The organism is Pseudomonas sp. NY11955 (genome assembly GCF_048068035.1).
Classification (GTDB): domain Bacteria; phylum Pseudomonadota; class Gammaproteobacteria; order Pseudomonadales; family Pseudomonadaceae; genus Aquipseudomonas.
This window is the reverse complement of record NZ_JBLUPS010000039.1, coordinates 1-2121: the sequence shown is the minus strand read 5'-3', so window position 1 is coordinate 2121 and position 2121 is coordinate 1. Positions and strand designations below refer to the sequence as shown.

The 2121-nt window shown below is 47.1% G+C and carries 3 protein-coding genes and 1 pseudogene; all 4 read right to left on the bottom strand.

Translation table 11 applies throughout. The features are described from left to right. Positions 1 to 70: 70 nt before the first annotated feature. Positions 71 to 331, bottom strand: a complete 261-nt coding sequence (locus tag ACNFBR_RS29170; RefSeq protein ID WP_047296649.1) for a hypothetical protein — start codon at positions 329 to 331, stop codon at positions 71 to 73. Positions 332 to 372: 41 nt separating this feature from the next. Continuing rightward, the gene (locus ACNFBR_RS29165; protein ID WP_052959448.1) at positions 373 to 744 is read right to left on the bottom strand and encodes a hypothetical protein; all 372 of its coding nucleotides are present in this window, start codon (positions 742 to 744) and stop codon (positions 373 to 375) included. A gap of 400 nt (positions 745 to 1144) precedes the next feature. Next, a complete protein-coding gene (locus ACNFBR_RS29160; protein ID WP_011711661.1) occupies positions 1145 to 1621 on the bottom strand; it encodes a DM13 domain-containing protein in 477 nt (158 codons plus the stop codon). Positions 1622 to 1775: 154 nt separating this feature from the next. Further along, a pseudogene (locus ACNFBR_RS29155) lies at positions 1776 to 2012 on the bottom strand (IS3 family transposase); the annotation flags it as partial. Positions 2013 to 2121 lie beyond the last annotated feature (109 nt).

Here is a 2121-nt window from a genome sequence, read left to right as displayed (position 1 = left end):
CAAGTGTCCGATCGAGGTTATGGACGAGGTGATGCAGGAAGCTATGGCTATGCGGCATGATGCTCCAGCTTCAATTCAATAACCGTGTTGCACTCAGCTCCTGTAACCGCCCTGTGTAATTTCTTACATTGGCTCTATAGTGTGCATAATTTTTATGGAATGAATTGAGTATTTCTATAACCTTATCCAGCTGCAGTTGTTTTTTAGTGATATGAAGTTTTTTGGTCTCTGCCGAAGTATTGGTCAGCGCGACGAGATAGCCAAACATTCCAGCGATCAACGCTCCCATACCAATTTTCACGGCATCCGAGGCAATATTTATCCACTCCACGCTCCCTCCATTGCGCTTATCACGCCAGCTATTTTTGACACTTAGTCCATGCTTGGAGTACTGGCATGTCTTCCTATATGACCATCAGGCCCTCGCGCGCAAACACACATCCGAGACAGGCCTGCATCGGAGTAACATACGAGGGTTGTTTGCGCTTCAATGCGGTTTTCTTTTAAGTAACTTTCTTTAATCGGCCTGATCCACTGTTCGCGCCCATCCACATCGGTTGTTTCCAGAAGCACCTCATCTTCTTGTAGATCAAAGTGTTTGTGCAGTAGTGCCACGCCAAATCTGTCTATGCAGTTGTGCTTTTTCAATATTTCAAATATTTCATTTAGACATGGCAGGTCCTCATCGTCTATGGGTCTAACATTGTCGATATGGTTAATTTCACCCCACAGTAAAGAAATCATTTTATTTATCTCCACTATGAACGTTTAACTAGCGAAATGTTACAGATTTAATAGGGGTCTTAGTCTGCGAATCTTCATGGGAGACGGGACTAATCAGAGCCCTCGCTCTTGGATAACATTAGACGCTCGCGCGCAAAATTCCACCCATTCCGATAAGGCGGCGTATAGAGCCTTAGCGGCATCTGAGGTTGGCGCGTACTTATCTCTGTCGCAAGCCCATCTGGTGAACCGCTTCAGGGTATGCAGGCATCGTAGTCAGTGTCTGAGGGTCGGTTGAGGTCAATTTTGACTTCAAGAATCTAGACGTGGAGGGGAGGCCTCATGCCCGGCAAGACTTTAATTTCCATTGGCATGAGGCGCATGTTATTCGTGAACAGGCAAGATCCAAGTTTAAGCTTGTTTACTGATATTTTGCGGAGCCGATGAACTTAGAGAAATGCTCGCACCATATTTGGACCGTTGTAAACTCGTTGACGTTGACGCTTGCAGGAATGGTTTTCTTGAAATTCCCGAAGTTTTTCAATTCGCCAATCAGAATTGCTTCTTTCTTTATGTCCAAAAACGATTCTTTGTCGGTGGCTTGTTTCTTTGTCAGGTAAATTTTGTAGTCTGGACCAGGTGCTACATCACCTTTAAATACAATTTCGTTATCCGTAACAAAAAGTTGTCCATTCGCCCAGTGAAGGGCGTCGCTGCCTTTCTGATCTTTCTTGAACTCTCCGCTATACTTTGCCACCTTTTGCACTTCTTCAATTTCGGCGATGGTGGCGTTTTCTTGTGCTGTCAAAATCGGAAGTATATAGATCCCTAGCCCAACTCCCGCGCCAAACAGAGCCAGGTGGGACGCGAGCAGAATTATTTTTAATTGCTTTTTCATGGGTTGCCTCATACAGTGAGTTATTTGGTGTGTCCATCACAATCCATTAGTTCGAACAGGGTGCGGTATGTGCTGATAGCGATATTGTTAGTGGGGTGCTAGCTTAGCTACCATGACGGCATTTTTCAAGGTAGTTGTCGCGTCAACCGTCTAACTATGCCGCCATTTTCTCGTTCTGTTGCTCTCGATCCTGGTTCAACAACACGGTGCCGATCGGTTCCCAGTTACGCGTCCGGCCTGACCACCGCTCCGGTTTGTTTTCCTTGGCTCGTTCGTACAACTCATGTCGCCGGGCCAAGACCTGATGGTCCAGCCCTCGATGCCGCTCAGCCGGTGTGACGAACCGGATGCGGCTATGTCGGTGCTCGTTGTTGTACCACCGCATAAAATTGGTTCTTCGCGGAGTCTGGGGGAAGAGCGAGTTGACAGTCAGGGAAGCAGGTAAATTGGCAGTCGCCAAACACACCCTTCACCTGTCCCTGCTGTCGCCGTGCATCCTA